Source organism: Synechococcus sp. R6-10 (assembly GCF_047461815.1).
GTDB lineage: Bacteria > Cyanobacteriota > Cyanobacteriia > Thermostichales > Thermostichaceae > Thermostichus.
This window is the reverse complement of the sequence record NZ_JANSHW010000643.1, coordinates 1-4,048: the sequence shown is the minus strand read 5'-3', so window position 1 is coordinate 4,048 and position 4,048 is coordinate 1. Positions and strand designations below refer to the sequence as shown.

General features: G+C 57.5%; 5 protein-coding genes and 1 pseudogene. 3 read left to right on the top strand and 3 right to left on the bottom strand.

Annotated elements, in window-relative coordinates; genetic code table 11:
* On the bottom strand, window positions 1-770 hold a 770-nt coding region (mazG, locus tag NW837_RS14900; RefSeq protein WP_414332367.1), incomplete at its 3' end, for a nucleoside triphosphate pyrophosphohydrolase.
* Window positions 751-972 carry a DUF2949 domain-containing protein gene (locus tag NW837_RS14895; protein ID WP_414332365.1) on the bottom strand — a complete coding sequence of 74 codons (222 nt, stop codon included), beginning with the start codon at window positions 970-972 and terminating at the stop codon, window positions 751-753. The genes mazG and NW837_RS14895, both read right to left, overlap by 20 nt.
* Before the next feature lie 510 nt (window positions 973-1,482).
* On the opposite strand from NW837_RS14895, the gene NW837_RS14890 reads away from it, so the two are divergent.
* The 3 genes from NW837_RS14890 (at window position 1,483) to lipA (ending at window position 3,755) form a co-directional block, all read left to right on the top strand.
* The gene (locus NW837_RS14890; RefSeq protein ID WP_011429589.1) at window positions 1,483-1,719 is read left to right on the top strand and encodes a DUF3148 domain-containing protein; all 237 of its coding nucleotides are present in this window, start codon (window positions 1,483-1,485) and stop codon (window positions 1,717-1,719) included.
* A gap of 465 nt (window positions 1,720-2,184) precedes the next feature.
* Window positions 2,185-2,679, top strand: a complete 495-nt coding sequence (locus tag NW837_RS14885) for a DUF4079 domain-containing protein (protein ID WP_011429588.1) — start codon at window positions 2,185-2,187, stop codon at window positions 2,677-2,679.
* 221 nt (window positions 2,680-2,900) lie between these two features.
* Window positions 2,901-3,755 (top strand): lipoyl synthase, encoded by an 855-nt coding sequence (gene lipA, locus NW837_RS14880; RefSeq protein WP_414332363.1) that lies wholly within the window; start codon window positions 2,901-2,903, stop codon window positions 3,753-3,755.
* Here the strand turns inward: lipA and NW837_RS14875 are convergent.
* Window positions 3,752-4,048 (bottom strand): annotated as a pseudogene (locus NW837_RS14875) (GTP-binding protein); the annotation flags it as partial. The gene lipA and the pseudogene NW837_RS14875 sit on opposite strands and share 4 nt — an antisense overlap.

Below are 4,048 nucleotides of genomic sequence, written 5' to 3'. Positions count from 1 at the left end.
GCCCAGATCCCCTCCACCGTTGGCCACTCAAACCCTGCCCCCACCACTTTGCAGGAAATTTTCAGGGCAGCCATTAGGGGAGGCAAACTTTGGGCATAGTGCAGCAGTTTTTGGCCAAGGCTTTGATCCGGTCGCTCCCCTTGCTTGATCTGTTCCCAAGAGCGGTGCAACTCCGGAAGATCTGCCATCACAGCATCCCCAAACACATGGGGGTGACGGCGGATGAGCTTATCGGCAATTCCCGCAGCCACAGCTTCCAGATCAAAGTGGTTCTGCTCGGCAAAGATCTGAGACTGCAACACCACCTGCAACAACAAATCCCCCAGCTCTTCGGCAATTGCTGCCGGATCCCCGACTCGAATGGCAGCTACCGTCTCATACGCTTCTTCGAGAATGTAGGGGGTAAGAGACTCTGGAGTTTGGGCCCGATCCCAGGGACATCCATCGGGGGCACGCAACCGAGCAACAACAGCCGCCAAACGACTCATGTGTGAGCTAGAGGCGGAACGCTCCAGATAAAGGTGGGCAAAATGCCCCGTTGCTTGGGGATCCCAGCTTTGCAGCGTCAGTGGGCCGGCCACCACCTCCAAGTCTTCTGTTAGCAACGTAACAGACTGGACAGGAGAACAGATCTGTTGCAAAACACTGCGCAGCTCCGCCGGATCCTTTCCCCCACAGCTTTTCAGCAGCAGGGATCCCTGCTCAGCAGCGAACCACCGAGCCAGAGCCTGTTGCCAGTTGGGCTGAAGACTATCCAGCGTTTGCAGCATGATCAAAAGGGTAGGTGCGGCCCAAATCCAAAAGGCGGCTGAGCTGCTCCAGATCGATGAAACTCAACTCCAAAAGAATCATCAGCAACGGCCCTTGCTGGCGATGTTGCAGCTTCTTGGCCAGGCTCAGTTGAGAACGGTCGATGATGCCCGTTTGCAAGAGATATTCCTCAAGGGCTGGGGGGGGAATGGGATCTAGCATGGTCGTTTCGCAGCGCTGAAGTAAGGACGAGTATGAAAACTGAGAAGATAGCAAACCAATGTAACTATTCTTAACACTTCTACAGAATTTCGGCAAAGATCTGGCTGGTGCGTAGGCCGAAGGCGAGCTTGCTAAGCCCTGCGCCCACAGCTCCAGGACAAGAGAACCCCTAAATTGCCTCGGCAAATGAGGTTTCCGTATCCAAGGACACAAAAAATGGGTACCAAGAGTTCATGGTATGGTAGCAAATTGGCGATCAGTTGGCAGCACCCCGAAAGGCCGACTGCTTTTTCTTTGTGGGAAAAACCAACTCACCTTGCAAGATGTTACCTTTTTATCTCGTTGAGTCCTCGTGCTTGATAAAAATCTTACAACAATTCTTCGGGGATCCAATCTGTTCGGCTCCTCTGGGATCTGCCCTAATGCTGTCATCCTGCTCGGGTTCGGTTTTGGGCATACATCGTCCTACGTTCAGCTAAGCTAGAGACACTTGCCACATGGACTCCCGTTATGTCTGAAGCCCAGGGTTTACTGCCGGTGGGGGCAACGGTTCAAGTGGTGGAGATGCCTCCTTACCTAAAAACGGCTGACCCAATGCCGATGTTGCGCCCGGCCCATTTGATCCGCTTGCACGAGCAAGGGGTGATCCTGCAGCGACGGCTGTTGGGCACCTACAGCGTGCAGTTTGCCAATGGCATCTTTCTCATAGACGGAAAATATCTTGCCCCGGTGGGATCCCTGTCCTGACACGCCCATCTCTCCTCCGAGCCAGCTGGATGGGTTTGCCGACCTTTAGAACCTTTGGGAGCTGGCAGCTTTCTGCAGAAGCGAGCCTTCAACTGGCCGGCGGACTTTCGCGATAGCCTGAACCGCGGCTAGCCGCTTCTGACGCTTCAGCGAGCTCAGTTGCTTATTCCCGTCAGCGGTGTCGAAGTAGCTGACAGACCTGCCCAGCTTTTGGTAGCTGGTTTTGCGATCTGCCACCGCCGCGCTGTAGAGGGCTCAGCACATCCGCCCCCAGTGGTGCAAGAGTTTTTCTTGCTGGCGACTGGGATAAAGCTGGGCCGCGGCAGCGTTGCGTAGCCACAAAGTGAGGCAGGGGGTTACCCTGCCATAGGGTGCCAGTCCGCTGCGCTGAGACTGGAGACTGCCGCGCATCAGGTTAACTCATGTTAATTTGGGGGCGTCTTCCTCTTCCATCCTGCGATCTCTATGAGCATTCAACTTCCTCGCTGGCTAGAACTGGCCTTGCCTTTCTTTCATCCTGTGCTGATGATTTTGGCGTTTGCGCTGGCCCTGTATGCCCTTTACCTGGGTCTGCAAGCGCGACGGGTGCGCACTGCCTCAGCAGAAGAACGCAAGGAGCTGATCAAAGGGAAGTTTGGTCAGCGGCATTTCCTCGCCGGATCCCTGTTCTTGGTGTTGATGGTGTTCGGGGCGCTGGGCGGCATGGGGGTTACCTACCTGAACAATGGCAAGCTGTTTGTTGGGCCTCACCTGCTGGCTGGGTTGGGCATTGTGGCCTTGGTGGCCAGCTCTGCGGCTCTAGCACCGCTGATGAAAGACGGGCAAAAGGTCTGGGCGCGTAATGTGCATGTCCTATTAAACGTGGTGATCCTGGCGATCTTGGGTTGGCAGGCGGTGACCGGCTTTCAGATTGTGCAGCGCATCGTCAACCAAATGCTGACCACACCCCAGGTGGCTTAATCTCCCCGAAAGACCCATGCAACCCTGAACAGGGCTGAGCTTTGGGAGGACTTTGTCCCGCTGGTGCGAGCCGAGAAGTCCGTCGACCCAAAGACTTCGGCCTCCCCTTTTCGGAACCCAGAGCTTCATCATGTCAGAATGGCAGAGCAGGCGCTGCATCCTTCGGCTGTAGAGGGGCGCAGTCTTGTTGCCGATACCCAGTTAACGCAACGGTTCTCCCTATGTCGGTTAGCCCTCTTCCCAGTTGGGTCAAGCGTTCCATCGGCAAAGCCAGCGAGACTTCAGCGGTGCAGCAGGTGATCAAGCAGCGGGGCCTGCACACCATTTGTGAGGAGGGGCGCTGTCCAAATCGAGCCGAGTGCTACAGCCAAAAAACCGCTACATTTCTGCTGATGGGAGGGATCTGTACCCGCGCCTGCTCTTTTTGCCAGGTGGCCAGTGGACGGCCCGCACCGTTGGATCCCGCAGAACCGGAGAAAGTGGCCGAGGCGGTTGAGCTGCTGGGGCTCCGCTATGTGGTACTCACCTCGGTGGCCCGCGACGATCTGCCCGACCAGGGATCCGGTCGCTTTGTGGAGGTCATGGAGGCAATTCGGCGGCGCTGCCCCGGCACCCAGATCGAGGTGCTCACCCCCGACTTTCGCGGGGATCGCGAGTGCATTGCCCGTGTAGTGGCTGCCCAGCCTGTTTGCTACAACCACAACATCGAAACGGTGCGACGCCTCTCCCAGGCAGTACGGCGCAGCTCCGGCTACGACTTGTCCTTGCGGGTTTTGCGAACGGTCAAGGAGCTGAATCCTGGATTACCCACCAAGTCTGGACTGATGTTGGGGCATGGGGAAACCCGCACAGAAGTGCTGGAAACCTTCCGGGATCTGCTGGCGGTGGGATGCGACCGTCTGACTCTGGGGCAATACCTACAACCTTCCTTGGCCCATCGCCCTGTGGAACGCTACTGGACTCCGGAAGAGTTTGCCGAGCTGGGCCAGATAGCCCGCCAGATGGGGTTTCGCCAGGTGCGCTCAGGGCCATTGGTGCGCAGCTCCTACCACGCTGCCGAAATGGTTGAGAACTAGGCCAGGGAGCTTGGCAGAGAGGCTGTGCAGTCTGTCATAGCCAACCTTTCCCGTCCGATCAAGGCACGAAGGCCCGCTTCCAGGCCGAACGCTCGGGCTGCAAACCGGCTGAGCACCTGTGGCGCCAGGGATCCCAGGCGGTACAAGCTGATCCCCGCTACCAGACCCGGCAAGAGGCCGTTGCCCCAGTCTCCCCACAGCCAGGAACTTACTCCTTCTGCTAGCAGCAGCAAAGCCCCATTGAGCAGCAGCGGTCGCCACAGCCCCTTCCACAAGACCCTCCGGGGCAGGTG